The 25,121-nt window shown below is 59.2% G+C and carries 27 protein-coding genes and 1 tRNA gene; 21 read left to right on the forward strand and 7 right to left on the reverse strand.

The genetic code is table 11. The annotated features are described in order from the left end of the window. The first annotated feature begins 138 nt into the window (after window positions 1-138). From rpoD to Q0864_RS02960, 3 genes are all read left to right on the forward strand, one after another. Window positions 139-2,127 (forward strand): RNA polymerase sigma factor RpoD, encoded by a 1,989-nt coding sequence (gene rpoD, locus Q0864_RS02950; protein ID WP_298566015.1) that lies wholly within the window; start codon window positions 139-141, stop codon window positions 2,125-2,127. A gap of 21 nt (window positions 2,128-2,148) precedes the next feature. Next, entirely contained in the window at window positions 2,149-3,066 is a 918-nt protein-coding gene (locus Q0864_RS02955; RefSeq protein WP_298566017.1) for a Stf0 family sulfotransferase, read from the forward strand. A gap of 564 nt (window positions 3,067-3,630) precedes the next feature. Further along, on the forward strand, window positions 3,631-4,056 hold the full coding sequence (locus tag Q0864_RS02960) for a secondary thiamine-phosphate synthase enzyme YjbQ (RefSeq protein WP_298566179.1): 426 nt from the start codon (window positions 3,631-3,633) through the stop codon (window positions 4,054-4,056). Between the two features lie 233 nt (window positions 4,057-4,289). Here the strand turns inward: Q0864_RS02960 and Q0864_RS02965 are convergent, their stop codons facing one another. Further along, window positions 4,290-4,493 (reverse strand): dodecin family protein, encoded by a 204-nt coding sequence (locus tag Q0864_RS02965; RefSeq protein WP_298566018.1) that lies wholly within the window; start codon window positions 4,491-4,493, stop codon window positions 4,290-4,292. 218 nt (window positions 4,494-4,711) lie between these two features. Between Q0864_RS02965 and nrdR the strand changes: the two genes are divergently transcribed. Both nrdR and ribD read left to right on the forward strand, forming a co-directional pair. Beyond that, window positions 4,712-5,182, forward strand: a complete 471-nt coding sequence (gene nrdR / locus Q0864_RS02970; RefSeq protein ID WP_298566019.1) for a transcriptional regulator NrdR — start codon at window positions 4,712-4,714, stop codon at window positions 5,180-5,182. Continuing rightward, the gene (gene ribD, locus Q0864_RS02975) at window positions 5,179-6,276 is read left to right on the forward strand and encodes a bifunctional diaminohydroxyphosphoribosylaminopyrimidine deaminase/5-amino-6-(5-phosphoribosylamino)uracil reductase RibD (RefSeq protein ID WP_298566021.1); all 1,098 of its coding nucleotides are present in this window, start codon (window positions 5,179-5,181) and stop codon (window positions 6,274-6,276) included. Before nrdR ends, ribD begins: the two co-directional genes overlap by 4 nt. 16 nt (window positions 6,277-6,292) lie before the next feature. On the opposite strand, the gene Q0864_RS02980 is transcribed toward ribD, so the two are convergent. The 3 genes from Q0864_RS02980 to Q0864_RS02990 all read right to left on the reverse strand — a co-directional run bounded on the left by Q0864_RS02980 (window position 6,293) and on the right by Q0864_RS02990 (window position 10,903). Further along, window positions 6,293-8,356 carry a capsular polysaccharide biosynthesis protein gene (locus Q0864_RS02980; protein WP_298566023.1) on the reverse strand — a complete coding sequence of 688 codons (2,064 nt, stop codon included), beginning with the start codon at window positions 8,354-8,356 and terminating at the stop codon, window positions 6,293-6,295. Between the two features lie 11 nt (window positions 8,357-8,367). Beyond that, window positions 8,368-9,516, reverse strand: coding sequence for a polysaccharide biosynthesis/export family protein (locus tag Q0864_RS02985; protein ID WP_298566025.1), 1,149 nt, complete (start codon window positions 9,514-9,516; stop codon window positions 8,368-8,370). A gap of 94 nt (window positions 9,517-9,610) precedes the next feature. Beyond that, window positions 9,611-10,903 carry a capsular biosynthesis protein gene (locus Q0864_RS02990; protein WP_298566026.1) on the reverse strand — a complete coding sequence of 431 codons (1,293 nt, stop codon included), beginning with the start codon at window positions 10,901-10,903 and terminating at the stop codon, window positions 9,611-9,613. A 253-nt stretch (window positions 10,904-11,156) separates the two neighbouring features. Between Q0864_RS02990 and Q0864_RS02995 the strand changes: the two genes are divergently transcribed. The 8 genes from Q0864_RS02995 (at window position 11,157) to Q0864_RS03030 (ending at window position 17,055) form a co-directional block, all read left to right on the forward strand. Then, window positions 11,157-11,744 (forward strand): riboflavin synthase, encoded by a 588-nt coding sequence (locus Q0864_RS02995; protein WP_298566029.1) that lies wholly within the window; start codon window positions 11,157-11,159, stop codon window positions 11,742-11,744. Window positions 11,745-11,821: 77 nt separating this feature from the next. Continuing rightward, window positions 11,822-12,787: an MBL fold metallo-hydrolase gene (locus Q0864_RS03000; protein WP_298566031.1), complete on the forward strand. Its 966-nt coding sequence runs from the start codon at window positions 11,822-11,824 to the stop codon at window positions 12,785-12,787. 117 nt (window positions 12,788-12,904) lie between these two features. Next, window positions 12,905-13,489, forward strand: a complete 585-nt coding sequence (locus Q0864_RS03005; RefSeq protein ID WP_298566180.1) for an NYN domain-containing protein — start codon at window positions 12,905-12,907, stop codon at window positions 13,487-13,489. Between the two features lie 80 nt (window positions 13,490-13,569). Then, window positions 13,570-14,703, forward strand: a complete 1,134-nt coding sequence (gene ribB / locus Q0864_RS03010; RefSeq protein ID WP_298566033.1) for a 3,4-dihydroxy-2-butanone-4-phosphate synthase — start codon at window positions 13,570-13,572, stop codon at window positions 14,701-14,703. Between the two features lie 3 nt (window positions 14,704-14,706). After that, window positions 14,707-15,258 carry a 6,7-dimethyl-8-ribityllumazine synthase gene (locus tag Q0864_RS03015; RefSeq protein WP_298566034.1) on the forward strand — a complete coding sequence of 184 codons (552 nt, stop codon included), beginning with the start codon at window positions 14,707-14,709 and terminating at the stop codon, window positions 15,256-15,258. Further along, window positions 15,255-15,722, forward strand: a complete 468-nt coding sequence (nusB, locus tag Q0864_RS03020) for a transcription antitermination factor NusB (RefSeq protein WP_298566035.1) — start codon at window positions 15,255-15,257, stop codon at window positions 15,720-15,722. Before Q0864_RS03015 ends, nusB begins: the two co-directional genes overlap by 4 nt. A 154-nt stretch (window positions 15,723-15,876) precedes the next feature. Then, window positions 15,877-16,179 carry a hypothetical protein gene (locus Q0864_RS03025; RefSeq protein WP_298566036.1) on the forward strand — a complete coding sequence of 101 codons (303 nt, stop codon included), beginning with the start codon at window positions 15,877-15,879 and terminating at the stop codon, window positions 16,177-16,179. An 84-nt stretch (window positions 16,180-16,263) separates the two neighbouring features. Then, a complete protein-coding gene (locus Q0864_RS03030; RefSeq protein ID WP_298566037.1) occupies window positions 16,264-17,055 on the forward strand; it encodes a DUF6782 family putative metallopeptidase in 792 nt (263 codons plus the stop codon). Window positions 17,056-17,104: 49 nt separating this feature from the next. Here Q0864_RS03030 and Q0864_RS03035 read toward each other — a convergent pair whose 3' ends face one another. After that, on the reverse strand, window positions 17,105-17,542 hold the full coding sequence (locus Q0864_RS03035; protein WP_298566038.1) for a cytochrome c: 438 nt from the start codon (window positions 17,540-17,542) through the stop codon (window positions 17,105-17,107). Between the two features lie 227 nt (window positions 17,543-17,769). Between Q0864_RS03035 and Q0864_RS03040 the strand changes: the two genes are divergently transcribed. After that, on the forward strand, window positions 17,770-18,246 hold the full coding sequence (locus Q0864_RS03040; RefSeq protein WP_298566039.1) for a hypothetical protein: 477 nt from the start codon (window positions 17,770-17,772) through the stop codon (window positions 18,244-18,246). Window positions 18,247-18,624: 378 nt separating this feature from the next. After that, window positions 18,625-19,077: an MmcB family DNA repair protein gene (locus tag Q0864_RS03045; RefSeq protein WP_298566040.1), complete on the forward strand. Its 453-nt coding sequence runs from the start codon at window positions 18,625-18,627 to the stop codon at window positions 19,075-19,077. Window positions 19,078-19,092: 15 nt separating this feature from the next. Here the strand turns inward: Q0864_RS03045 and Q0864_RS03050 are convergent, their stop codons facing one another. Beyond that, entirely contained in the window at window positions 19,093-19,305 is a 213-nt protein-coding gene (locus Q0864_RS03050; RefSeq protein WP_298566041.1) for a DUF6324 family protein, read from the reverse strand. Window positions 19,306-19,411: 106 nt separating this feature from the next. Here Q0864_RS03050 and Q0864_RS03055 point away from each other — a divergent pair. Next, window positions 19,412-19,488, forward strand: a tRNA-His gene (locus tag Q0864_RS03055). Window positions 19,489-19,526: 38 nt separating this feature from the next. Here Q0864_RS03055 and Q0864_RS03060 read toward each other — a convergent pair. Further along, window positions 19,527-19,862 carry a DUF6476 family protein gene (locus Q0864_RS03060; RefSeq protein WP_298566042.1) on the reverse strand — a complete coding sequence of 112 codons (336 nt, stop codon included), beginning with the start codon at window positions 19,860-19,862 and terminating at the stop codon, window positions 19,527-19,529. On the opposite strand from Q0864_RS03060, the gene Q0864_RS03065 reads away from it, so the two are divergent. The 5 genes from Q0864_RS03065 to Q0864_RS03085 all read left to right on the forward strand — a co-directional run bounded on the left by Q0864_RS03065 (window position 19,861) and on the right by Q0864_RS03085 (window position 25,114). Further along, window positions 19,861-20,895 carry an RluA family pseudouridine synthase gene (locus tag Q0864_RS03065; protein WP_298566043.1) on the forward strand — a complete coding sequence of 345 codons (1,035 nt, stop codon included), beginning with the start codon at window positions 19,861-19,863 and terminating at the stop codon, window positions 20,893-20,895. The two genes, Q0864_RS03060 and Q0864_RS03065, sit on opposite strands and share 2 nt — an antisense overlap. A 33-nt stretch (window positions 20,896-20,928) precedes the next feature. Next, a complete protein-coding gene (gene cls / locus Q0864_RS03070; protein ID WP_298566044.1) occupies window positions 20,929-22,374 on the forward strand; it encodes a cardiolipin synthase in 1,446 nt (481 codons plus the stop codon). 181 nt (window positions 22,375-22,555) lie between these two features. Continuing rightward, window positions 22,556-23,452, forward strand: coding sequence for an RNA polymerase sigma factor RpoH (gene rpoH / locus Q0864_RS03075; RefSeq protein ID WP_298566045.1), 897 nt, complete (start codon window positions 22,556-22,558; stop codon window positions 23,450-23,452). A 203-nt stretch (window positions 23,453-23,655) separates the two neighbouring features. Next, the gene (locus Q0864_RS03080; RefSeq protein ID WP_298566047.1) at window positions 23,656-23,925 is read left to right on the forward strand and encodes a DksA/TraR family C4-type zinc finger protein; all 270 of its coding nucleotides are present in this window, start codon (window positions 23,656-23,658) and stop codon (window positions 23,923-23,925) included. A gap of 118 nt (window positions 23,926-24,043) precedes the next feature. Beyond that, a complete protein-coding gene (locus tag Q0864_RS03085; RefSeq protein ID WP_298566049.1) occupies window positions 24,044-25,114 on the forward strand; it encodes a hypothetical protein in 1,071 nt (356 codons plus the stop codon). Window positions 25,115-25,121 lie beyond the last annotated feature (7 nt).

Below are 25,121 nucleotides of genomic sequence, written 5' to 3' on the forward strand. Positions count from 1 at the left end.
AAGAATACGCGATACATGGGTTGGCGAATCACCGATTCGGAGTGATGATTCGGCCAACCCGAATCACCGACGTGGTGGGACATCAAAAGGGCGACGCCCGATGCCCCATATCCGCCAAGCCAAGTGCAAGGAGGGCCCATGGCCGCCAAGGACACCGCCAACGACCGCAAGGACGACCAGGACGACGACGCCATTGGTGACGTAAGCCAAACAGCGGTCAAAAAGATGATCGCCGAGGCGCGCGAAAAGGGCTACATCACCTACGATCAGCTCAACCAGGTGTTGCCGCCCGATCAGGTCAGTTCTGAACAAATCGAAGACGTGATGTCGATGTTGTCCGAGATGGGCATCAACATCATCGAAGATGAAGAGGCGGAAGAGGAAGAGAAGGGCTCGACCGATCTGGTGACACAGGCAGGCGCGCGCGAAGTCACCGTCGCCACCGCTGAAACCGAAAAACTGGACCGCACCGACGACCCCGTCCGCATGTATCTGCGCGAAATGGGCTCGGTCGAACTGTTGAGCCGCGAGGGCGAGATCGCGATTGCCAAACGGATCGAAGCCGGTCGCAACACGATGATTGCAGGGCTGTGCGAAAGCCCGCTGACCTTTCAGGCCATCACGATCTGGCGTGACGAACTTCTGAGCGAAGACATTCTTTTGCGCGACGTCATCGACCTTGATGCGACTTTCGGCAACACGCTGGAAGAGGACGAGGAAGAAGAAAACGTCGTTGGCGGGACCACCACGGAAACCCCAGCTTCGGGCGAGACCAAGAAGGATCAGCCTGAACTCGATGCAGACGGTAACCCGATTGTCACTGATGACGATGATGATGACGAAGATGAAGCCGCGAACATGTCGCTTGCCGCGATGGAGGCCGCGCTGAAGCCGCGTGTGCTTGAAACGTTGGAGTTGATCGCGCGCGACTATAACAAACTGTCGGAAATGCAGGATTTGCGGATGTCCGCGACCCTAAACGAGGATGACAGTTTCTCGAAAAAAGAAGAGGGCGCATATCAGAAGCTGCGGTCAGAAATTGTCGAGCTGGTGAACGAGCTTCACCTGCACAACAACCGGATCGAAGCGCTGGTCGACCAGCTTTACGGCATCAACCGCCGCATCATGTCGATTGACTCGGCGATGGTGAAACTGGCCGATCAGGCCCGTATCAACCGCCGTGAATTCGTAGACGCCTATCGCGGTCGCGAACTTGACCCGACCTGGCTTGAGGAAATGACCGAAAACTCTGGCCGTGCGTGGCAAAGCTTTATTGAACGGTCCACCGATAAGGTCGAACAGTTGCGCGGTGACATGGCGCAGGTTGGCCAATATGTCGGCGTCGACATCCCGGAATTTCGCCGCATCGTTCAGCAGGTTCAGAAGGGCGAAAAAGAGGCGCGTCAGGCCAAGAAGGAAATGGTCGAAGCCAACCTTCGGCTGGTCATCTCGATTGCCAAGAAATACACCAACCGCGGCCTGCAATTCCTTGATCTTATTCAGGAAGGTAACATCGGCCTGATGAAAGCGGTCGACAAGTTCGAATACCGCCGCGGCTATAAGTTCTCGACTTATGCGACGTGGTGGATCCGTCAGGCGATCACCCGTTCGATCGCGGATCAGGCCCGCACGATCCGTATTCCGGTGCACATGATCGAAACGATCAACAAGCTGGTCCGGACTGGTCGCCAGATGCTGCACGAGATCGGTCGCGAACCGACGCCGGAAGAGCTGGCCGAGAAGCTGCAAATGCCGCTTGAGAAGGTCCGCAAGGTGATGAAGATCGCCAAGGAACCGATCAGCCTTGAAACACCGATTGGCGATGAGGAAGACAGCCAGCTTGGTGATTTCATCGAGGATAAGAACGCCGTGCTGCCTCTGGACAGCGCCATTCAGGAAAACCTGAAGGAAACGACGACGCGGGTTCTGGCCTCGCTCACCCCGCGTGAAGAACGTGTGCTGCGGATGCGGTTTGGCATCGGTATGAACACCGACCACACGCTGGAAGAGGTGGGCCAACAGTTCTCGGTCACCCGCGAACGGATCCGGCAGATCGAAGCAAAGGCGCTTCGCAAGCTCAAGCACCCCAGCCGGTCACGCAAATTGCGCAGCTTCCTGGACCAGTAACGCCGCGCGGAAAGGCCCTCCATGTCCGACGCCGACACACCAGACCCACGCGCCCCGCAGGCGCTGGTCTTTGGTGGGGTGGGGCGGCTGAAAGCAGCGACCACTGCCGTGACCGGACGGTCGCAACTGGTCGCGTCGCTGGCCACCAAAGCCCGCCACGAGGTCGAGATTGAAAAGCTGTTCGAAGGGCGCGTCCGCTTTTCAGGCGAGCAGCCGGTGATCGACGCCCCTTTGGTGATCGTGGGGTTTACCAACCGCTCAGGCTCGACCCTATTGACAGAATACCTCAAACGCGCGGGCGCGGTTGGCGCGCTGGGCGAAGAATACAATCACTTCACGGTTGCCAAACATGCCAATCGTTTGGGTTTTGATACATTCCCCGCTTATGTCGAAGGAATGTGGACCCGATTCAAAAGCAGGTTCGATGCGCGTGACCAACCCGACCGCCGGGTGGGGTTCAAGGCCAGCGCTGATCAGGTGCGGATGCTTTATCGTTGGAATATTCCCGCGATGTTTGCCGGGGGCGTCAAGCTGATTGCGATCAGCCGGGCCGACCGGATCGCTCAAGGTGTTTCGTTTTCCATCGCCTCTCAGACGCAGCAATGGTCCTCAGATCAGCGCCATGGACCTGACAGCCCGCCACCTGATCCCGAATACCGCCCCCGCGAGATCGCGCGCTTCATCAAGATGACGGATCAGCAAAACGCCCTGATGGATCTGCTTGTATCGGCCTTTGATATCGACGTGTTTCACACCAGTTATGAAAACCTGTCACGCGACCCAACCCAGGTGATCCGTGCCGTTGCGCGTTTTGTCGACCAGCCCTGCGACAGTTGGACAGCGCCTGTAAAAACGCGCCTGAAAAAGCAGGCGACGTCGCAGAACGTGGCATTTGCCGACCGCTTCCGTCACGACCTTCTGAACAGCGCTGGGTTTTGAAAAGGACGGGCGAGGGCGGCTGTGACGGCGCCCCCGCCGCTTTCTTGCCACAATTAGACCTCATTCAATCCTGACCCCAGCAGCACGCGCAATCCGACAAAGCTCTGGTGATTCGGTCGGCCTAGGCCCTTGATTTCTCTATTTATAGGCGTATTGGCCGCTGATTTAGACCGCCGCAAGCTGATCTGAGTGTGGAAACAATTTGTTTCCACCGCACATTGCGCCGAAATGGTCGGCGACGTTTTGGTTTTGGGCCGAAATGTGGCAAAATCAGGGCGTGGGCTTGTGGGGGCCAGAAATTAGGCTGGCCGGAAAGACTGGGTAAAAAAATGCAAAAAGCGATAGCTACGTCACCGTGTATTCTGAAACCTGAAGCAATGGTTGTGAAACCCGAAACGAAACGCGAAACGAAACCCGTGCAGCGCGGCAGCTTGATCGCCGCCCGGATCGGTCGGTTGCGGGCGTTGGTAAGGCTTGAACACCGTCGCGAACAAGGTGCTGTCTGCAACAGGCCTTCGCCATACGCTTTTTGACGGCGCGCGGAAACACCGCCATAACGCCGTAATGGCGCATCTCTTTACACTGAACACCAATGGTGCAGGTCTGTATGATTTCACCGCACATGTGACCGCATGGGTCGCGCAGCGTGGGGTCCGTGAGGGCGTGCTGACGTTGTTCGTGCGTCATACCTCGTGTTCGCTTCTTATTCAGGAGAACGCCGACCCAGAGGTGCAGACGGATCTGCATAACTTTTTCCATCGGCTCGTGCCGCCAACCACTGATCCAAGCATGTCCTATCTGACCCATACCTATGAGGGCCCGGATGACATGCCTGCGCATATCAAGGCCGCTTTGTTGCCGGTCAGCTTGTCCATTCCGGTGTCTGAAGGGCGCTTGGTTTTGGGAACGTGGCAGGGCATTTATTTGTTTGAGCACCGCCATGCGCCGCACACGCGACACGTCGCTGCCCATGTCGCAAGCGACGATTGATCCTCCGCGACGTGCCAACCTGAATACGATCGTAAACTGAAGTTAGCCGCTCTTTCGAGCGAAGCAGTGCCACTTGCCACCGCACCGTCGGGTTAGGGGACAGTGACAGCGCGCAGTTGTTTCAAGAACGCCCCTTCAGTCGATTCAGCAGTGAGTGGACGGGGCGCTCGGAAAACGAAAAGCGCCCCGTCCATTGTGCAACGGGGCGCTTCCATTTGTCTTTTCTGGTCCGATCAGTCTTCCAGCAGGAAAGTCACCATCAGGTTCACTTGGTAATGGGCAACCTTGCCGTTTTCGACTTTCACGGATTGCTCTTTCACCCAAGCGCTGACGACATTGCGCAGAGTGTCAGAGGCGCGCTCAACGCCTTTTGCGACGGCGTCGTCGAAGCTTTTCGGCGAGGTGGCGGAAATTTCGGTCACACGTGCGATGGACATGGATTGGCTCCTTTGGTTGGGATGAAGCTTCACTATGTCATGGCTGCTGGCATCCGTCATGGGGCGGGGAGGATTACTTTCTCCCTTGACGCTTTGTGGGCTTCATCTTGGGGCGTGTATTTCCCTCTACACAAGACTTAGCGGCTGGCCTATAGTGCCTGTGGATAACTGGGCGAAAGACCCATGGACCGAGGCCAGAACAGAGAAAGAGAACGCTGATGCGCTGCCCGTTTTGCGGAAATATCGACACCCAAGTAAAGGACAGCCGTCCAGCCGAAGACCACGTCGCGATCCGGCGGCGCCGGTTCTGCCCAGCTTGTGGCGGACGGTTCACCACGTATGAGCGCGTGCAATTGCGTGACCTTGTGGTGGTGAAATCAAATGGCCGCCGCGAAGATTTCGACCGCGAAAAGCTGGAGCGCTCGATCCGTATCTCGATGCAAAAACGGCCCGTCGAGCCCGAGCGGATTGACCAGATGATTTCCGGCATCGTGCGACGGCTGGAAAGCTTGGGTGAAACGGACATCCCCTCCAAGACAATCGGTGAGATTGTGATGGAGAGTCTGGCCCGGATCGACACCGTGGCCTATGTGCGATTTGCCAGCGTTTACAAAAACTTTCAGGCGGCTGATGATTTCGACAAGTTCGTAAGCGAGCTTCGTCCCGACGTCCCGCCAGAAGACGAGTGACCCGAACCGACACGCGTTTCATGCAGTTGGCCCTGTCGCTTGGGCGGCGGGGACTTGGGCGCTGTGCACCGAACCCTGCAGTGGGCTGCGTGATTGTGAATGACGGCCGGATCGTGGGGCGTGGCTGGACCCAGCCGGGCGGGCGGCCGCACGCAGAAACCATTGCCTTGGCGCAGGCTGGCAAGGCCGCACGTGGCGCGACCGCGTATGTCACCCTTGAACCTTGCGCCCATCACGGCCAAACGCCCCCTTGCGCTGGCGCGCTGATCGACGCGGGCATTGCGCGGGTGGTTGTTGCGCTTGGCGATCCTGACCCGCGCGTCAATGGCGGCGGGTTGAAGATGCTGCGTGACGCGGGCGTTCCTGTTGAAACCGGGCTTTGCGCGGCAGAGGCGCGCGCTGATCTGCAGGGATTTTTGTCGCGCGTGACAACGGGTCGCCCGCTGGTCACGCTAAAGCTTGCCAGCTCATTTGATGGGCGCATTGCGACGGCCTCGGGCGAAAGCCAATGGATTACCGGCCCTGCGGCGCGGCGCCATGTGCATGCAATGCGCGCCGGTCATGACGCAGTGATGGTCGGCGCAGGCACCGTGCGCGCAGACGACCCTTCGCTGACCGTGCGCGGGCTTGGCATGGCGCATCAGCCCATCCGTGTGGTGCTGTCGCGTCATCTGGACCTGCCTTTGAACAGCCAACTTGCCCAAACGGCCCGCGACCATCCGGTCTGGATCTGCCATGGGCCGCGCGCCACGCCGGAGCTTGTGTCGGCTTGGGCGGGTCTTGGCGCCGAGATGATCGAGGCGCCCGAAGCCGCCGGCGCGCTTGATCCCGTGGCAGTTCTGAATGCGCTTGGTGCGCGTGGCCTCACCCGTGTCTATTGCGAAGGTGGGGGGGCGTTGGCGGCATCTTTGTTGGCGGCGCGTGTTGTGGACGAGCTTGTTGGATACACTGCCGGGGTGGCGCTTGGCGCCGAGGGCCGGCCATCGCTTGCGGCTTTGGGGTTAAGCCGACTGGCGGAAGCGCCGCGGTTCGATCTGGTCGAAACCCGTGCGATTGGCGGCGATGTCCTGCACCGCTGGCGCGCGTGCGACTGACCGCCTGGGTCAACGCCTAGCGCCAAAGATAGGCGTAGCTTGCGAAGACGCCTTGCAGCTTTGACAACAGCCGCGTGCCAAGCCTTGTCTTGGGCGCCGTGCCGGTCGCCAAACGTTCGACAATGATTTCGACCGGGCAGGCAGAGCCGGTTTCCGGGTCGAAATACCGCGGATAGTCGATCAACACGGCATGGGCCAGCGCGGTCAGATCCGGATGGGCGGTGCGCCTGTCAGGCACCTCTCCCAGATCGCGGGTCAGCCCCCAACCGGCATAGAACGGCGTGCCAAGGCAGGTGACGGTGCGGCGGCGCAGCAGGGCTTCAAACCCAAGGGTCGAGGTCATCGTCCACACCTCATCAACCGCGTCGATCAAAGCGATGGGGTCGGCATCTTCCGCCACCAGATCGGCCAGACCTCGGGCGATTTCGGCGGGGATCGCACCCTTGCGCAGGCCTGCCTCTACATCCGGGTGGGGCTTGTAAATGATGATCGCGTCCGGGTTTTCAGCCCGTGTGCGCTGCAACAAGGCAAGGTTGGTCGAAACCTCATTGGTCCCCAACCGGATCGAGGCATCGTCTTCCACCTGACCCGGCACAAGAATGCGCCGCCCCTTGGGAAGGGTGGCCAATCCCGTGGGCTGTGGACGCGAAAGATTGTATTTGGCCAGCCCGGCCGCAAGGATCGCAGCGACCAACGCGTCGGCGCGTGCGCGGGCGTGATCCGGCAGGGTGGGTGATGCGGCAATCAGCCGTTCCAACCGGCTTTCGCGTGTCGGGTCGTAGTAGATGCCCAGATCATCGCGCACCAGCGACAGGGGGGCCACTAGCTCTGCGCCCAGCCCACGTGACCGAAGCACGCCGTCCTCGATCCGAAAAAGCGGGGCCGGTCCGTGGTGATCGGGGTGTTCCTTGCCCGCCCAGACCATCAGCGGGCGCCCCAGCGTGGCAGCCCCCTGTGCCGCGCGGGCGGGGGTGTCGTCGAACACCATTGCGGGACCGTCGCTGAAGAAATCAGCCAAGGGTCGGCGTTTCCAAAGCCGCATGCCGCTGGCGACATAGCCGTGACGATCCTCGCGCCAGGCGCGCGCACGGGCTTCAAGCGTATCCAGCACCTGCTCGATCTCGCACAATTGATCGCGGTAGGGGTCGTAATAGGTTGGATATAGGATCATCGCACCGGCAAAAAGCTGCGCGCGCGTCAGATTGCGCTGGCGGCGGTCGACGGGTTGATCATCAACGGTCAGCCCCCAGCCTGCATAAAAGGGCTGGCCGAAGACGCGGGGTTTGTGACCGGCCAGGATCGCCTCGAACCCTAACCCGGAGCTGACGGTATAGACGGCCTGCGCGCCTTCCAGCAGGGCCCATGGGCTGACCGGGTCGGTGATCAGGCGGACCTGTTCGTTTTCGTCCTCGGGGCCAAAATGCCCTGCGCGATGGCCCTGAGTGGTTTCGGGATGGGTCTTGATCAGGATGCGCGCCGCAGGGTGGTCCAGCCGGGCGCTGACCAGCATTTCGCGGAACGTGGTTTCAGACGCGCCGGCGTGCCGGATCGAGGCATCGCCACGTGTCTGGTCGATCACCAACACATAAGGCGCATCGGGCACCGGCAGGGCCGGGTCGAAGGCGTTGTATTTGGACAAATGCGCCCGACGCATCCGGTCCATGGCATCGCGCGCGCGGCGCAGGGTGTCGGTGTTGTCCAGCGGGTCATGGGTCAGGATATGTTCCAGCCGCGACGGCTGCGCGCTGTCAAAATGCACGCCCATGTCGTCGATCAGCAAGCCAAGCGGTGGCTCGCCCGACCGTCCCGGCAAAACCGACCGCAGAAACGCGTCTTCGATGCGCAGGACAGGCGCGTTACGCTGCCCTGCAACCGCTTCTCCGCGCGCCGAGGTGGGGCTTTTGCCCCATGTGCCGACCCAGTCGCCATCTCTGGGCAAGCCAAGGCGCACCTCCCAGCCCGACAGGGCCAGTATGCGCTTGATGCGGTGCTGGGTCAGAAAGCCGCCATTGTAAACAAACAGCCGCCGGGCAGGGTGGCCCTGATCGGCGGCGTTTGAGGTTTTCAAGCGGGGGGCCATGATGCCCCGGATCAATTCGTGGTGTTGCCAAGTGCGTCGTTCAGGGCCGAAATCGACCCGGCCGTGGCAAGGGATCCGGTCACGACGGACAGAACTTTGCTCCACTGAACGTAGGGGGCTTCGGTCACGTAAACGGTGTCACCGTCCCGGATCACGAAGTCACGCGCCATGAACATGCCATTGGGTTCGGTCAGGTTCAGCACATAAACCATCCGCTGGTCGCCTTGAAGGTCCGCGCGGCCAAGCACGCTGTTGGACACTTCCGCGCTTTCGTTGCGTAAAACAAAGACGCCCGTCGGGTCAGCCGAGGCAGCCGACAGCCCGCCCACTTGCGCGATGGCTTCCAGCGCCGACAAGGTCTGCGTTTCAAACCGAACGCGGCTTTGCGACCCGGTGGCGCCAAGGGCGGTGAAGGATCGGGTGTCCTCTTCGACCAGAATGCGATCACCCCCACGCAAGGCGATGTTCGTTTCGGGTTGGTTGAACAGATCCTGGAACCAGACCTCGCCAGTTTGGTTGCCGCGATTGACCTTGATCTTGGCGATCTCGGGCGCGATTGCGACGCCGCCCGCGCGGGCAAGCATCGCGTTCAACGTGCGGGTTGGGCGTTCAATCGGATAGACACCCTGCGCGCCCACGCTACCGGTTATGGTCACGGTTGACCCGTCACCGGCCAAACGCCGCACCACGACTTGCGGGTCGGGGGTTTGCTCGGCCAGCTTGCCGGTGATCACACGGCGGATCGCTTCGGGTGAATTGCCCGACGCCTTGATGCGCCCAGCATAGGGGATGAAGATGAAGCCCGCCCCGTCGACCTGAACCTCTTCCAGCGACGCGGGTGCGCCAGCGGTTGTCAGTATACCGGCTTCGACGTTTTCCCAGATCGAAATGCCAAGCGTGTCGCCCGGTTGGATCGTGTCGGACCCGACAAGGCCCGCATTCTGGAAATCAGGACTGAAGCCAAGTGCGGGGACGACGGCAGTGGCACGCGTGACCCGATCATTGACCGCGACGACGAACGCGTCACCGTTGCGCTGGACCGAGCCTGCAAAGATTTCGTTTTTGGTGGGGCCGACACGCGGCAACCCACAGGCGCTGATTGATGCAACCAACGCAAAAAGGGCCGCTTTGCGGACCCAGACCTTGCCAACGATGTTCACTGCTCGGGCTCCTTCTTGGAGTGATGCCTCGAATTTATTTCCTTGAAGACTACGCGCAGGAGGGGCGTAAATCCAGTGTTTCATTGGCGATTGGCTACTTCACGGCACGCACCTGTTGCCGTGGTGCCGCGGTCCCTCGCGCCAGCGCGGCATAGGGGTCGTCGGCGGCCAGCATCATGTCAACGACCTGTCGCAACAGCCGCTGCCGTCCGCGCGATGAATAGAACCCGCCCGTGACCTGACTGGTTTCCAGCAGATAGTGGCGGTAGTCGCGATAGGCGCGGTTGTCTGGGCGGGTCGGCAGGTCGAAAAACTCCGGCAGGCTCTGGGTTGAAACAAAGGCGGGCTTGTCAAACACCGCGCGGCCAAAAACCTTGAGCGGCAACCCGCGCCACAACACCTGTTGCGCCGCGGTCGAGTTCACGGTGACCGCCGACCGCGCATGGTCCAGAAGCTGCGCCAGCTTGCCGCCCGGCACGTAATGAACCCGGTCCGCAACATCATGTTCTTGCGCTATTCGTTTGATTTCATTCCGAAATGGGATGCGCCCATTTTCGAGCGGGTGCGCTTTGAACACCAGATGATGATGGCGGGGCGCCCCTTTGCGAAAGCCATCGATCACAAGGTCCAGAAACTCGTTCATGGTCGTGAAGGGGCTGTGCATCTGGAAGCTTGCATCATGTTCCAGTTGCAACAGCACCAAGTGATAGGGGTAGCCGCCAAACTTGATCCTGAGCGTCGCAGCAATCCGGTTTGCAGCCAGAAACGGCATCAAGATGAGGCGCTTGAAATAGAGCCGAAACTCTTTGCTGACGGCGAAGGCGCGATGTGGGCGAAAATGGGAATATCGCTGGTTCCAGAACATCACAAACCAATGGTAAAACGCGCCGTAAAACACGTGGTGGCGCATGTCCCCCCAATGTGAAGGCGCTTCAGGCAGGTCCAGTTCGACGTTTTCCAGCGCGGCTTGCATTTGGGCGATATCTGTTGTCATCAGGCGCGAATTACCGTTCGACCCGTCACGTTCATAGGTGACCCAATAGGGGCGAAGATAGCCTTCTTCGAAGACATGAACACCGAGCCCGCGCGCTTTAGAGATCTCGACCGCTTGGGCGTGGACCGGGCGCGTGTCGCCGTAAAGGACGATATCGGTGATGTCGTGCGTGTCGAGCAGGGTTTGAAGATGTGTGGGCCACTGGTCCTGTGGGTCGGTAAAGGGGATGAAGCTGCGTCTGTCGTGCCAGAACACCTGATCGCCCATATTGAAGCCGACGCGCCAGACCTCAGCCCCGGCTGCGCCCAGCATTCTGCCCAGCTGCGCAAAAAACGGTCCATGCGGTCCTTGCAGCAACAAGAAGCGTTTTTTTTGCCCGGTGATCGTCGCCATGAGCGTCCTTTTCGGTGTCCTCGGGAAGAGCGCCCGCGCCAAGCCCGGGTCAAGCGTTTTCCCGTTTCTGTCCTTTTTGTCCCCAATATGGAAGGGGAAGATTTCCGTGGTGTTAACCTCGGCAATTGGCAAAAATATGACACGGATGACAGGTTGGGGCTGGCAGACTGGCAAATGTAGCGGTGTGAAGCGCTTGGCAAGTCCGCACAGCCGGGCTAGGTCTGACGCAGCAATCGACCGGGAAGGAGAGGCCATGTTCACAGGGATCATCACCGATATCGGGCGCATCGCCGCGTTGGAACAAGCGGGCGACATGCGCGCGCGCATCGAAACTGCCTATGACACAAGCGGCATCGACATTGGTGCGTCCATTGCCTCGGACGGGGTGTGCCTGACGGTCGTGGCGTTGGGCGAGGGTTGGTATGATGTTGAAATATCGGCAGAAACCGTGTCGAAAACCAACCTGGGTGATTGGGCCGTCGGGCACAAGGTAAACCTTGAGCGTGCGCTGAAGGTGGGCGACGAGCTTGGCGGGCATATCGTGTCGGGCCATGTGGATGGCGTGGCCGAGATCGTTGCGATGACTGACGAAGGCGACAGCACCCGTGTGCGGTTCCGCGCGCCGTCCGATCTGGCGCGGTTCATTGCGCCCAAGGGCTCGGTCGCGCTGAACGGCACATCGCTGACGGTGAACGAGGTTGAAGGCGACGAATTTGGCGTGAACCTAATTTCGCATACGAAAGAGGTGACAAATTGGGGGCAGGCGAAGGTCGGCGACCGGGTGAACCTGGAGATCGACACGCTGGCGCGCTACGTGGCGCGGCTTGCGGACTACGGGTAACCGGACGCGGTTCTCTTTGACATATTCGGAAGCGGGCATATGATCGGCTGAACGCCTGACCCAAGACGGAGCCATCCATGACCTTGATCCGCCCGACCCGCCGTGACCTTCTGCGCTTAGCCGCCATCGCACCCGCCTTCGCCATGCCCGCCACCGCGCGCGCCATGTTGGGGGCGCCGACCGCTGGCAACCCGGCACATTTCAGCTTCACGCTGGGCGACGCGCGACTGACCGTGGTGTCGGATGGCTATTTCTCGCTGCCCGGCAGCGGGCTTGCGATCAACGCGCCCGAGGATGAAAAGATCGCCTTCCTGAAAGATCATTTCCTCGACCCCGAACGTGGCTATTCCCACACCAACCACCTTTATATCGAAATAGGCGATGCGCGGGTGCTGATCGATGTCGGCTCTGGCACCCGTTGGTTTGACACGACCGGGCGGTTGATGGGCAACTTGGAAGCCGCAGGGATCGACCCAATGGGGATCACCCATGTGGTGATCACGCACGCGCACCCGGACCATATCTGGGGCATTCGCGACGACTTCGACGAACCAATTATCCCCGACGCCGAATACATCATCGGCGAGGCCGAACGCGCCTATTGGCTGCAGGACGGTCTGGTGGATCAGGTCAGCGCCGAACGCCAGCAATTCGTGGTGGGCGCGGTCAACTCGATCAACGCGGAAGGTGTGGAATGGACTTTGGCAGGTGACGGGACCGAGGTCGTGCCGGGCGTGCGACTGCTTGACAGCCCCGGCCACACGCCGGGCCATCTGTCGGTCATGATCGACAGCGGCGGGCAGCAATTGATCGCCACCGGCGACGCGCTGACCAACGCCTATACCAATTTCGCCCATCCCGACTGGTATAACGAGACCGACACGGACGGCGAAATGACGGTGACGAGCCGCCGCAAGATCCTCGACATGGCGGCGTCTGACCGGATTGCCGTGCTGGGCTATCACTTCCCGTTCCCTGGCGTGGGTCATGTGCGCCGCGTGGGCGAGGCGTTCCAGTTCGTTCCGGCGCTTTGGCAGTTTTAACTTCCGGCTTGATTTTTCTCTCGTCACACATAACTCTCCCTTTGATTGAGTGGAGAGTTGTTGATGTTCGAGAATGGTTTAGCGCCGAAAACCGACCTGCCAAAGGTCGCGTAGCTGATTGATGGTGAAAATATTTCAAGCGCCTTGGCGGGCAAGATCATTGTCGAGTCCGGCAAGCTGGGCGAATTGCTTGTGAGACGTGTTTATGGGAACGCTGCCCGGATCAAAGGATGGGACGAAGCGCCCGGCATTAAACTGGTTCATACAGGCACTGGTAAGAATGCGGCCGATATCGCGCTCGCGTTGGGTGCGGCTGAGTTGAGCTTCGGCCAGAAGATCAAGACCTTTGCGCTGGTCAGTTCCGATGGTGATTTTTCGCATCTTGCAACGTTCTTGCGAGAACGAGGGCACGCAGTGTCGGGAATAGGCGAGGCAAAAGCGCCCGCCAACTACCGCAAATCGTGCTCTAGCTGGACGATGCTGAATACGACCCCCGAAGATCTGGATGCTCGCATTCTTGCGGAGATGAAAAAGCAGGAAGACGGTTTGTTAATAAATCGCGTTAGTCCGACCATCCGCACGGCTCTGAGCATTACGCTAACTGATCTGGACGAGAAAAACTGGCGCAAGTATTTCGAAGCCCGTTTGGATAGATACAAGATCACCGGTGAAGCGCAGCAGACTCGTATTACGGCGCGTTAGCACCGCGTGACGCCGCCTTTCCACTGGCAAACGCATCCCGCCTGCGCTAGTCACGGGCGCGAACCTGAGGGGAATGCGCCATGTCTGATCGTAGCACATATGAAACGCCCGGCCCGGTCGAGGCCAGCTTGGCGGATGCCATCTCGTCCGCAGAAGAGATCATCGAAGACGCGCGGGCGGGTCGGATGTATATTCTTGTCGATCACGAAGATCGCGAGAACGAGGGCGATTTCGTCATTCCCGCCGATGCCTGCACCGCCGACGCCATCAATTTCATGGCCACTTACGGACGCGGGCTGATCTGCCTGCCGATGGAGGCCGCGCGGATCGAAGCGCTGGGCCTGCCGATGATGTCGATGCACAACTCCTCGCGCCATGAAACCGCGTTCACCACCTCGATCGAGGCCCGCGAAGGCGTCACCACGGGCATTTCCGCCGCTGACCGCGCGTTGACCGTGTCGGTTGCCATCAACCCCGAAAACGGACCTGCCGAGATCGCGACCCCCGGTCACGTCTTTCCCCTGCGCGCCCGCAATGGTGGCGTGTTGGTGCGGGCAGGCCATACCGAGGCCGCGGTGGATATCTCGCGCCTGGCCGGGCGCACCCCTGCGGGCGTGATCTGCGAAATCATGAACGAAGACGGCACTATGGCGCGGCTGCCGGAACTGGTCGAGATTGCGCGCAAACACGGCTTGAAGATCGGCACCATTTCGGACCTGATCTCCTATCGCCGCCGTCACGACAATCTGGTGCGCGAGACCTCGCGCGAGAACGTCACCTCGCAATATGGTGGCGAGTGGGAGATGCGGATTTTCACCGACCTGACCCACGACATCGAACATGTTGTGCTGATCAAGGGCGACATCACCACGCCGGACCCGGTTCTGGTGCGGACCCATGCGCTGCAGGAAGCGCAGGATGTGCTGGGCCTTGGCCCGCGCCCTGCGGATGAGTTGCCCCGCGCGATGCAGATCATCGCGGACGAGGGCAGGGGCGTGGTCTGCCTGTTCCGTGAACCCCGCAAGACGCTGCATGCCAATGACGATGATGACGGCCCGCGCACGGTGCGCCAAATCGGGCTTGGCTCGCAGATCCTGTCTGCACTTGGCCTGCATGATATGGTGCTTTTGACCGACAGCCCTGATACCCGATACGTGGGGTTGGATGCCTATGGTCTGACCATTACGGGCACTCGCCCTATTCAGAAGGATTGACCCATGGCAAAAGCTGAACAGCATTACGTGCTCGACCGTCCGAGCTTCGACAAGCCGGTGAAACTCCTGATTGTCGTCGCGCCTTACTACAAGGACATCGCCGACGATCTGGTGGCCGGCGCCAAGGCCGAGATCGAGGCCGCCGGTTGCACTTGGGATCTGGTCGAGGTGCCCGGTGCACTGGAAGTGCCCACAGCGATTGCGATGGCCGATCGCCTGTCGAATTTCGATGGCTACGTGGCGCTGGGTTGCGTGATCCGGGGCGAAACCACCCATTACGAGACCGTCTGCAATGACAGCTCGCGCGCGATCCAGATGATGGGGCTGCAAGGGCTGTGCATCGGCAATGGCATCCTGACCGTCGAGAACCGAAAGCAGGCCGAGGTGCGCGCGGACACCAAAGATCAAAATAAAGGCGGTGGGGCGGCGGCTGCGGCCTTGCATCTGGTCGCACTTTCGCGCAAATGGGCCGGCGCAAGCAAAGGTGTCGGGTTCAAGTCGATCTCGGATTCGATCAAGCTTGCAGGTGACACGAAGGATACCCCGACCGCATGACGCTTTCCGGCAACCAGAAACGCCAGATGAAATCCGCCGCCCGCTTTTTCGCGGTGCAGGCGCTGTTCCAGATGGAAGCCTCCGGGCAAACGGCCGACCGGGTGATGGTTGAGTTCGAAAACCACCGCTTCGGCGAGGAATTCGACGACTATGCGATGGTCGAAGGCGACAGCCGCCTGTTTCGAAAACTGGTCGAAGATGCACTGACCCATCAGGCGAAAATCGACCAGATGACCGACCGGGCACTGGTGGCGAAATGGCCGCTGGGGCGTATCGACCCGACCCTGCGCGCCTTGTTCCGTGCGGCTGGCGCCGAGTTAATCCAAGGCGAAGCGCCTCCCAAAGTGGTGATCACCGAGTTCGTGGACATTGCCAAAGCCTTCTTCCCGGAAAGCGACGAGGGCAAGTTCGCCAATGCTGTGATGGATCACATGGCCCGGGAGGCGAAGCCCGAAGCGTTTTAACGCAGCGGGCGACGTCCGACCAGTTTATCGCTTTGAGGCGAAGCCCGAAGCGTTCTGAGCATCCGCCCGCCGAGCGCGCGCCTGCGACGGCTTGCCTCTTTAAGTCCTGCGTGATTGCGCTAAGTTGAAAGAGTGAGCCAAGAAAGGGAGCGTCATGCCAAAACTCGTCAGCCTATATATCAAGCAGGTGCTCATCGGATTTGGCTTGTCCGCGAGCTTCGTGGGCCTTCTGCTTTATACCAATGTTGGCAATCTCTGGCACCTTGTGACCACGTCCGACATTGGCTGGATCGCCGTGACCATGTTGTTCATGTTCAACGGCATTGTGTTTGCCGGCGTTCAGTTTGCCATCGTGATCATGCGAATGGAACGTGACGACACCCCGAAAGGGGGCAAACGCCAACCCGTTGCCACGACTATTCCCGTGCGCGTGGAAGTGCACGCGCCTCGTCAGTGATATCGCTTTTCGTCAGCCCCGTGTTGCGACAAGGCCATCGTCTTTCAGGCGGATGCGCTTTGAAAGATTAGCAGTCTGCGCAGAATGAGGTTTCTTGTCGCGCCACTTCTGGCGGCCCTGCCAACGCTTTGCAGCGGGCAAACATCCGTGCCGCCAACGACATCGTGTCTTGTCCCGGCGACCGAGCCTGCGACTTCAGCTGATCAAGAACAGATATCCCAGCTCCATGCGGCGATCGCACCCGTGCTCGACACGGTTTTTCGCGGTCTGGATGCGTCGCCTGACAAGATGCCGAAAATCTGCCTTACCGATTTTGCTCATACGTCATTGGGGGAATATGTTGGTGCAGAACACACCATTGTTTTGCAGCGTGATATGCCCAACGCGCTAAAACAAGGAATATTGCTTCATGAACTGCGCCACGCAGACCAGTTCCGGCGCGGATTTTGCCCATCAAACGACATCTCAATGGAAGCCAACGCGCGGGCCGTCGCGGCGATGGAGGCCGATGCCAGTGCGATCAGTTTGCTGGCCGCGTGGGAGCTGTCTGCTATGGGCCACCCGCTGACATGGGAGGCGCTTTCGTCCTGGTCCATGCAAAGCGATATTGCTGATCGATTTGCACAGGAGATGAAAGCGACAGGCAACACGACGGTCGCGGTGACGAAGGCATTCGCACAATGGTATGATCTGGATCTGCGTTGGCGTTCATACTATGTCGCCAGTTGCAGCGATTTTCTGGATCGCCAAGACGAAACACACCTGTTGCCGAGCTACAAGTCGTTGCCACAAAGCTTCCTGAACGATCTATGCGTGCTGTCAGATGGTGCGCGCTATCCGTGTGATGATGCGAACGGGCACGCCAGATCGCGGTAAATACCCCGGCCGTGGTGAAGGGCTTTCCGGTTAAAGAAAGCCCCAAAGTTCACATTTTCTGGATCGACTGGAGATAGAACACCAACTCCAGAACGCGGGCGCGTATCACCTGTTCGCCACCATATGGCCCGTAGGTGTCGCCGATATCCTCGGAATAGCGCGCGCCCCAGACTGGCATCGCTTCCGCACCATGGCCCCTGACCTCTTGGCGGCCGTCGATGATCTGAAACACTTCGAGCAACGGAAAGACGCCATCGTTCTCTTTTGAGATCAGCGTCAGATTTGATGGTCGGACGTTCAGGTGCATCGCCATTTCCCCGTCGCCAAGGCCTTTGGCTCCGTGGCACGATTGACAGGAAATACTGTATTCTTTTGCACCTACCTCGTGTCCGTCGGCGATTGCAGGGGCCAGTCCCACCAATAGGGTAAGCCCACTGACCATTGCGATAGCGCTCGCTGCTTTGGTGAAATGTGTAAAAACAAACATTGGTACGCTCCTCCTTCTCTGCGCTTGCGAGGCGTCGCAAAGCGCGGTTGATGTGAAAGAACCGATTTGGGAACGTAGGATGTCACCGAGATCTAAGTCCTTTCAGGTGAACACTCCCATTATGCGCCTCGCACGAATTGGTGCCATGATTTGCCTCATTGTAGCGCGTTCTGACGGGGCCTAAGCTTATTGCGACTACGCAGACTAAATTGCGAGGACACGACCCCATGAGACAGTTCATATTGGCTGGCTATTGTTTGGCTTCAGCGTTTTTGCCATGTGCCGCACAGGCGCAAACCGCAGTAGAGCGGATCATTTGCAGTGGAGAGGCGGGCGACACAGTGACCTTGGAGCTTTGGGCTCCTTCGCAATTTGACGAACCCCTGCATTGCATTCAGGCAAGCTATCTCGGGGATGCCGTCGCCTGCGCTCCAAATGGTGGATGGGGGCTGAACGGCAGCGACGCACCACCCACGCTGGTGGAGATTACCAGCGACTGGAAGACCGCACACACCCATGCTTCAAGCAAAGTGACAGCGATTGCCGGCCCCAAGGCCGTTCGCTTCAACGCACAGCACGGTGTGGGGATTGGCAGCAACCTAAGTTACGAATGGAAGTTCACGTTGGACAGGCGCACGGGGCAAGCCACGTGGTTCACCAACAAGGGTGACAGGTTCGTCTATACCTGTGCCGCGCAAAGCTAAGCTGCGCACGGCGGTGTTGCTTCTGTAAGCGGAGTGATGCGCCGGTTGGGTCCTGTCACGCAGTGCGGTGGCCCACAAACCGGGACCCACGAAAGAGAGATAGAAGGTGGCGGAACCGCACGCATCCGTCGGGGTCTGAATTCCCGAGGACCTGTATATACAGGTGGGCGCCGGGTAACCGAACCAGGGTCCGGACAGAGCCAGCTCCCTCGGAATTGCTTAAGGCCACTGGAATTGTACCCGCATGGGACGAGAAGGGCAGAAGCCGCCACAGCCTAGATAGGCTGCAAAGCGGGCTGTTACAAGGGGAGAGATTTGGCACGCCAGCGCGCCCCATTGACATTTTGTTCACCAATTGTTCATGTTAGACTCATGGAGATGCCAAACCAATCCCTGATGCCTGGCCAGTTGCTCGCGCGCGGTGTGTGTCGCCACATGCTTGGCCACGGCTTTGTCACAGTCGAAGAGCTGGTGCCGACGCGTGGGCTGCGCGTCGATGTAATGGCGCTTGGCCCGAAGGGTGAGGTCTGGGTGATCGAATGCAAATCCTCGCGGGTTGACTTCACATCGGATCAGAAATGGCAGGGCTATCTGGATTGGTGTGATAGGTATTTCTGGGCGGTGGACGCCGATTTCCCGACCGAGCTTCTGCCCGACGGCACCGGGTTGATCATTGCCGACAGCTATGACGCCGAGATTATTCGCATGGGGCCTGAGGACAAGCTGGCGCCGGCGCGCCGCAATGTGATGGTGCAGAAATTTGCGGCCCACGCGGCGCGGCGCCTGCAGGGGTTTCGCGATCCGGGCGTGGCGGGATTGGTCAATGTCTGAAAGGGGTTATGACCCCTACTTACCCTTTTTGCCTTTTCCACCCTCAGCCATCGCGCGCGCCTGTGCGGCGGCCACGCGCAGTTCTTCGGCGATCTCTTCGGCCTCTTCCGGCTCAAAATCCATCGGCAGCTCGACGCCGCCGCCTTCGACGTAAAGCCGCACCATCCCAAGCGAAGTTGGTCCGATCTGAAGGTTCGCGTCGATTTCGCTTTCGTCGTTGATGCCCATGTCTGGCCTCCTGAAACTATCCCTTTGGGGTTAGAGGCCTTTCATGCATTTTTCAAGCGGCGACCTCTTGCAATGCCTGCGCGTGGCGGGTAAATGCGTCCTGCGTGCCGACATAGCTCAGTAGGTTAGAGCGCTTGATTGTGGATCAAGAGGTCCCCCGTTCGAGCCGGGGTGTCGGTACCATCTTCCAAAGCCGGAAATATTGGTCAGATCGCAAAGGATCAGCGGACCTGTATGCGCTTGATCAGATCACCTGAGCCTTGGTCAAAAACCAGTATTTCGTCGCCTGACACAATTGCATACCAGTCCGGGCCAAACGTGACCGCGTTCGCCGTGACCCCATCTGGCAGGGTGATATGGTCGGGCAGGGCGGGGGCCGTTGTCTGATCGGGTGTGGTTTGCGAGAAACGCATGACAACCACGCCCACCAGCACTACAAGGCCCACAATCGTGGTGAGGGTCATGGCCGTCACCAGAGTTTTCAGATACCGCACGGTGCCGTGGCCCACAGATGCCTCAAGCGCCGCGTCCAGATCCTGTTCAGGAGTGTCGTTCATGTCGTCATCGCACCGTATCGTCGGGGTTACCATCGCGGAAAACCCACCCAAGCGCCTTGATAAGGCGATTGCCCGCGATGTGCCAGAGGCAGCAAGCCTGTCGCGGTCGCGGCTGGCACGGTTGATCGCAGACGGGGCGGTCATGCGCGACGGCGTCGTCATCGACGACCCCCGCGCCAAGGTGGCCGAAGGTGACCTGTTTGAAATTCACGTGCCCGAGGCCGAAGAAAGCCATATCGGCCCCGAAGATATCCCGCTGAACATTGTCTATGAAGATGCCGACCTGATTGTGGTCAACAAACCCGCTGGCATGGTGGTGCACCCTGCGCCCGGCACGCCCACGGGCACGCTGGTCAACGCGCTATTGCACCATTTTGGTGGTGAACTGTCCGGTGTGGGTGGCGAAAAACGCCCCGGTATCGTGCACCGGATCGACAAGGACACATCAGGCCTTCTGGTGGTGGCCAAGTCGGACGCAGCCCATCACGGGTTGGCCAAACAGTTCGAGGCCCACACCGCCGAACGTCACTATCTGGCGGTCGTGCACGGTGCCCCTGATCAGGCCGACCCGCGTTTGGGCGGGATCAAGGGGGCAAGCTTTGAGAAGGGCAACATCCTGAAGATCACCACGCAGTTGGCGCGCCACAAGACCGACCGGCAAAAACAGGCGGTCCTGTTTTCCGGTGGGCGTCATGCGGTGACCCGTGCACGCATTCTTCAAACTTACGGCGCGCCTGCGCAGGCTGCGCTGATCGAATGCTGGCTTGAAACCGGACGCACCCACCAAATTCGTGTCCACATGGCCCATGCGGGTCATGGCCTGATCGGTGATCCAACCTATGGCGGACGCCGCAAACTGAACGCCAAGGCGATCGGACCCGCCGCGATCGAGGCCGCACGCACCTTTCCACGTCAGGCGCTCCATGCCGCGACGTTGGGGTTCGAACATCCAATCACCGCCGAGAAGTTAAGCTTTGAAGCGCCCATCCCCGCAGATATGGTAGAGTTGATCGAAATCCTGCGCGACGGTTGATCGCGCACCGGCATCGGTGGGGCAAAGGCAGGTATGACAGAGCTTTCTTGGGGGTCGTGGGGCGCGATCTGGGCCGTGGTCCTGTTCTTTCTGGACCTTGCGACCATTGCCCGCGCCGTGACACGCGAACACCGCTCGGCGGCGTCCAGACTGGCGTGGAGCGTGGTGATCCTGACCTTGCCGCTGGTTGGCGTCATTGCCTATTTCTTTCTGGGTGATACCAGCGCAGACCGACGATCAGACAAGAAACTCAAAGACCTCCATCACGAACTCCCTAAGCTTCCGAAAGGAGAGCCGCAGGTCGCGCAATTGCCACTTTTGTATCGGCAGGCGTTTGCGCGCGCGGCGTCCGTCAACGGGTTTAAGCCGGTGCCCGGCAACCGGGCGACCGTCACCAGCAACAGCGACGAAAGCATCGATTGGCTGGTCGCTGACATCGACGCGGCGACGGATCACGCGCATGTGCTGTTCTATATCTGGCTGGCCGACAACAACGGCACCCGCGTGGCCGAGGCACTGATCCGTGCCGCCGCCCGTGGCGTCAAGGCGCGCGTGATCGTCGATGGCTTGGGGTCACGGCGCCTGTTGTCTGATCCGCTTTGGACGCGCCTGAAAGAAGGTGGCGTGGACACGGTCGTGGCCTTCGCCTTTCGGTTTCCGCTGGTGTCGGCGTTCTTCCGTAGGCTCGACATCCGCAATCACCGCAAGATTGTGGTGATCGACCACGACATCACATATGTCGGCAGCCAGAACTGCGCAGATGCGGCGTTTCGGGTGAAAGCAAAATTCGCCCCTTGGGTCGATCTAATGATGCGCATCAAAGGCCCGGTGGCGTGGCAGGCGCAGCGGCTTTTCGTGTCGGACTGGATGGTGCATGGCGGTGACGACATCTCGGCCATCCTGGATCGGGATAGCTTGACGAACGAGGGCGGGTTCCCGGCCGTGATGGCAGGGTCCGGCCCGACAGAAAGCATTCAGGCCGTGCCCGACATGATCCAGATGCTTTTGGCCTCAGCGCAGGACGAGGTGGTGATCACCACGCCCTACTATGTGCCCTCGGAAGCGTTGCATCAGCAGATCTGCGCCACCGCCCTGCGCGGTGTGCGGGTGCAGATCAACCTACCGGCCAACAATGACAGCCACGTGGTTGCCTTTGCCTCGCGTAGTTTCTACCGCGCAATGCTGAACGCCGGGGTGGAAATTCACGAGTTTCAGCCGGGCTTGCTGCATGCCAAAGTCATCAGCGTCGATGGGCGGGCCGCCTTGGTCGGGTCGGCCAATCTGGATCGGCGCAGTTTCGATTTGAACTATGAAAACAGTGTCATGCTGGTCGACACGGATGTCGTTGGTGAGATCCGGCAGCAGCAAGAGGCCTTCTTGTCGATGTCGATCAGCGTGCAGCGCGAAAACGTCATCGCCTGGTCCGTTCCGCGCCGGATTCTGATCAACTCGATCGGGATGCTTGCGCCGCTTCTGTAGGGGCTGCAACTTTCTGCACGACCGCGTGAGAATTCATGTCAAACCCTTCCAAAACGCAACAAACAAGTTCATGTATTGTTCATGAAAATGACGGACACAGCACTTGAAATCTTTGAGCGGGGTCTTATTTCAATGTTAAGCCCCGCAACATTGACGGGACAAGTGGGAGAGTTATGCGAAGATGAGCAACTATAAGAACTTGCCGGCCCCGACGCCAGAAGGTGGATTGAACCGCTATCTTCAGGAGATTCGGAAATTCCCGATGCTGGAACCGGAGCAGGAATACATGCTGGCCAAGCGCTGGGTGGATCACCAAGACCGCGATGCGGCCCACCAGATGGTGAATTCGCACCTTCGTCTGGCGGCGAAAATTGCGATGGGATATCGCGGCTATGGCTTGCCACAGGCCGAAGTGATTTCCGAAGCGAATGTCGGCCTGATGCAGGCCGTAAAGCGCTTTGACCCTGAAAAAGGTTTCCGTTTGGCGACCTATGCCATGTGGTGGATTCGCGCGGCCATTCAGGAATACATCCTGCGGTCGTGGTCCCTGGTCAAGCTGGGCACGACGTCGGCGCAAAAGAAGCTGTTTTTCAACCTGCGCAAAGCGAAATCGCGCATTGGTGCGTTGGAAGACGGCGATCTGCGCCCGGAGAACGTGGCCCGGATCGCAAATGACCTGAATGTCACCGAAGACGAGGTGATCTCGATGAACCGGCGCCTGTCGGGCGGGGACGCGTCTTTGAATGCAACCGTCTCGGCCGATGGCGAAGGGGCGATGCAGTGGCAGGACTGGCTTGAAGATGAAAGCGCTGATCAGGCGGGCGACTATGCCGAACATGACGAGCTTACGGTGCGCCGCGAGCTTTTGGCGCAAGCCATGGATGTTTTGAACGATCGCGAAAAAGACATCCTGACCCAGCGTCGGCTGAAAGACAAACCTGTCACGCTTGAGGATCTGTCGGGCGTCTACGATGTCAGCCGCGAACGTATTCGCCAGATCGAAGTGCGCGCTTTTGAAAAACTGCAAAAGCGGATGCAGGAACTCGCGTCGGAAAAAGGTCTGTTCGAGGACGCCTGACCCCACGCGCGCCTCGCAGATTACAACATGACCGACCCGGTCCGCCGGGTCGGTTTTCTCATGTCATCTGGTTGGATAGGGGCAAGTCGCGAACAGGCGCAAGCTGGCCCAGACCGCCAAGATCATAGCCGTCCCATTGAAACGAGACCCTGTTTGCACCAATTTATACTGAACGCTGGGTCTATCTACAGACGGAGGGCACTATGGCAGGAGGTTGGGCGCGCGACGGCGCGGTTCAGGAACAAATTGACGCGTCGGTTCAGGATGAGCTTGCGCGGATACGCGCGCGAAAGTCGCCTGTGGGCGAAAGCCGCACCCACTGCGCAGAATGCGAGGAAGAAATCCCCGAGGCCCGGCGCATGGCCTTGCCCGGCGTGAAGCTGTGCATCGATTGCATGCAGGACAGGGATGAAGCCTTCAAGTCGCGTCCGGGGTTCAACAGGCGCGGCTCGAAAGACAGCCAGTTGAAGTGAGGGAGACTTGCTGGCAACGGCTGGTTTGAGCCCAATCCTACTAGGTTTGCGTAGCGCGACGAAGGTCTGCTTTACAATTTTCGTGATCAACCAATATCTTGATGGTCGAGGTGCTTGCATGGATGTAAAAACTCAGGTCGCGCTAATTGGTGTAGCGTCTGCGCTAGTCACGATCTTGATAAAGGACGTGGCCCTTCACTTCTGGAAGGAAGCTCATTCAGATAAGAAGACAGCGAAGGCAGTATACAGAAGCTACTCAGACCCAATGCTTTCTGCAGCTGTCAGTCTATTTTGGCGACTGCGCGAGACACTGACCGATACGGGTCGTGGCGCATATTTGAAGACAAGCGGTTTTGAGAGCCAATTCGACAAGTATAAGTTTGAGAGTACGATATATAGATTGGCGGCGCTAGTGGGCTGGGTCCGCGCATATAGGCGCGAATTGACTTTTCTCTCGCTGAGTGGAGATGAAGAACTCAGCCAGCTAACGGCAGCGCTATCACTTTTAGAAGGAGCTTTGGCGGACGGAGCACACGTGGAAACTCAGCGGGTAAAAAGTGCTTCGCAGCTTTGGGACATACCGCTCCCTGAAGAGAACAAGGACTTATCTCGGATCGCTGTGAAGGTTGAGCAAATCATTAAGTCGGTCGGCTCAACGAGCAGCGGTGATCAAGACCTGCTAATAAACTTGGACGAGGCGGCCCAGGTCGCTCTATGTCAGAGCATTGCAAATTACCTCTGTGACGAGGCAAACATTGATCACCTACCATCGGAAGTCATTTCGGAAACACGCGCTCGAGCTGTTAGCTCGTTGTCGATCCGCGAGGCATGGCTTTATAGAGACTTTCAATCAGGGATCGGAGATATGATGATCCGCGAAATCAGCGGAGCATCCAGAAGGTTCGAAGTGCTCGGTTTTAGGGAGTTTGAGGCGCTCTTGCATTCCGACGAAGAAGAGACGCAAAGGTGGATGTCAAGATTGGTCCGCGTGTTTGACCGTTTGGATATCTCAGGAGCGGACAGATTCGACGCCCGTGTGCAGATGCTTGAAAGAACTTTTTTGGCAACAATTGATCTCTTAGTGGCGCTTACGGAAATTGACAAAGGTCGGTCCACTTACACATCCAATTCCGTCCAAGAAGCAAAAAAACTAAAGGCCGATCAAAGTTGGCGCAAGGTCAGCGAATAAGCTCAAG

Source organism: uncultured Aliiroseovarius sp., from assembly GCF_947497285.1.
Taxonomy (GTDB): domain Bacteria; phylum Pseudomonadota; class Alphaproteobacteria; order Rhodobacterales; family Rhodobacteraceae; genus Aliiroseovarius.

Coding starts and splice junctions, on each gene's coding strand:
- Q0864_RS03015 (WP_298566034.1), top strand. CDS start 14,707: ATGGCAAAAGCTGAACAGCATTACGTGCTCGACCGTCCGAGCTTCGAC.
- Q0864_RS02990 (WP_298566026.1), bottom strand. CDS start 10,903: ATGGCGACGATCACCGGGCAAAAAAAACGCTTCTTGTTGCTGCAAGGA.
- Q0864_RS03000 (WP_298566031.1), top strand. CDS start 11,822: ATGACCTTGATCCGCCCGACCCGCCGTGACCTTCTGCGCTTAGCCGCC.
- Q0864_RS03045 (WP_298566040.1), top strand. CDS start 18,625: ATGCCAAACCAATCCCTGATGCCTGGCCAGTTGCTCGCGCGCGGTGTG.
- Q0864_RS02960 (WP_298566179.1), top strand. CDS start 3,631: ATGGCGCATCTCTTTACACTGAACACCAATGGTGCAGGTCTGTATGAT.
- cls (WP_298566044.1), top strand. CDS start 20,929: ATGACAGAGCTTTCTTGGGGGTCGTGGGGCGCGATCTGGGCCGTGGTC.
- rpoD (WP_298566015.1), top strand. CDS start 139: ATGGCCGCCAAGGACACCGCCAACGACCGCAAGGACGACCAGGACGAC.
- Q0864_RS03085 (WP_298566049.1), top strand. CDS start 24,044: ATGGATGTAAAAACTCAGGTCGCGCTAATTGGTGTAGCGTCTGCGCTA.
- Q0864_RS03035 (WP_298566038.1), bottom strand. CDS start 17,542: ATGTTTGTTTTTACACATTTCACCAAAGCAGCGAGCGCTATCGCAATG.
- Q0864_RS03065 (WP_298566043.1), top strand. CDS start 19,861: ATGTCGTCATCGCACCGTATCGTCGGGGTTACCATCGCGGAAAACCCA.
- Q0864_RS02955 (WP_298566017.1), top strand. CDS start 2,149: ATGTCCGACGCCGACACACCAGACCCACGCGCCCCGCAGGCGCTGGTC.
- Q0864_RS03040 (WP_298566039.1), top strand. CDS start 17,770: ATGAGACAGTTCATATTGGCTGGCTATTGTTTGGCTTCAGCGTTTTTG.
- nusB (WP_298566035.1), top strand. CDS start 15,255: ATGACGCTTTCCGGCAACCAGAAACGCCAGATGAAATCCGCCGCCCGC.
- Q0864_RS02980 (WP_298566023.1), bottom strand. CDS start 8,356: ATGGCCCCCCGCTTGAAAACCTCAAACGCCGCCGATCAGGGCCACCCT.
- Q0864_RS03050 (WP_298566041.1), bottom strand. CDS start 19,305: ATGGGCATCAACGACGAAAGCGAAATCGACGCGAACCTTCAGATCGGA.
- Q0864_RS03060 (WP_298566042.1), bottom strand. CDS start 19,862: ATGAACGACACTCCTGAACAGGATCTGGACGCGGCGCTTGAGGCATCT.
- ribB (WP_298566033.1), top strand. CDS start 13,570: ATGTCTGATCGTAGCACATATGAAACGCCCGGCCCGGTCGAGGCCAGC.
- Q0864_RS03030 (WP_298566037.1), top strand. CDS start 16,264: ATGAGGTTTCTTGTCGCGCCACTTCTGGCGGCCCTGCCAACGCTTTGC.
- Q0864_RS03080 (WP_298566047.1), top strand. CDS start 23,656: ATGGCAGGAGGTTGGGCGCGCGACGGCGCGGTTCAGGAACAAATTGAC.
- nrdR (WP_298566019.1), top strand. CDS start 4,712: ATGCGCTGCCCGTTTTGCGGAAATATCGACACCCAAGTAAAGGACAGC.
- Q0864_RS02995 (WP_298566029.1), top strand. CDS start 11,157: ATGTTCACAGGGATCATCACCGATATCGGGCGCATCGCCGCGTTGGAA.
- rpoH (WP_298566045.1), top strand. CDS start 22,556: ATGAGCAACTATAAGAACTTGCCGGCCCCGACGCCAGAAGGTGGATTG.
- Q0864_RS02965 (WP_298566018.1), bottom strand. CDS start 4,493: ATGTCCATCGCACGTGTGACCGAAATTTCCGCCACCTCGCCGAAAAGC.
- Q0864_RS03025 (WP_298566036.1), top strand. CDS start 15,877: ATGCCAAAACTCGTCAGCCTATATATCAAGCAGGTGCTCATCGGATTT.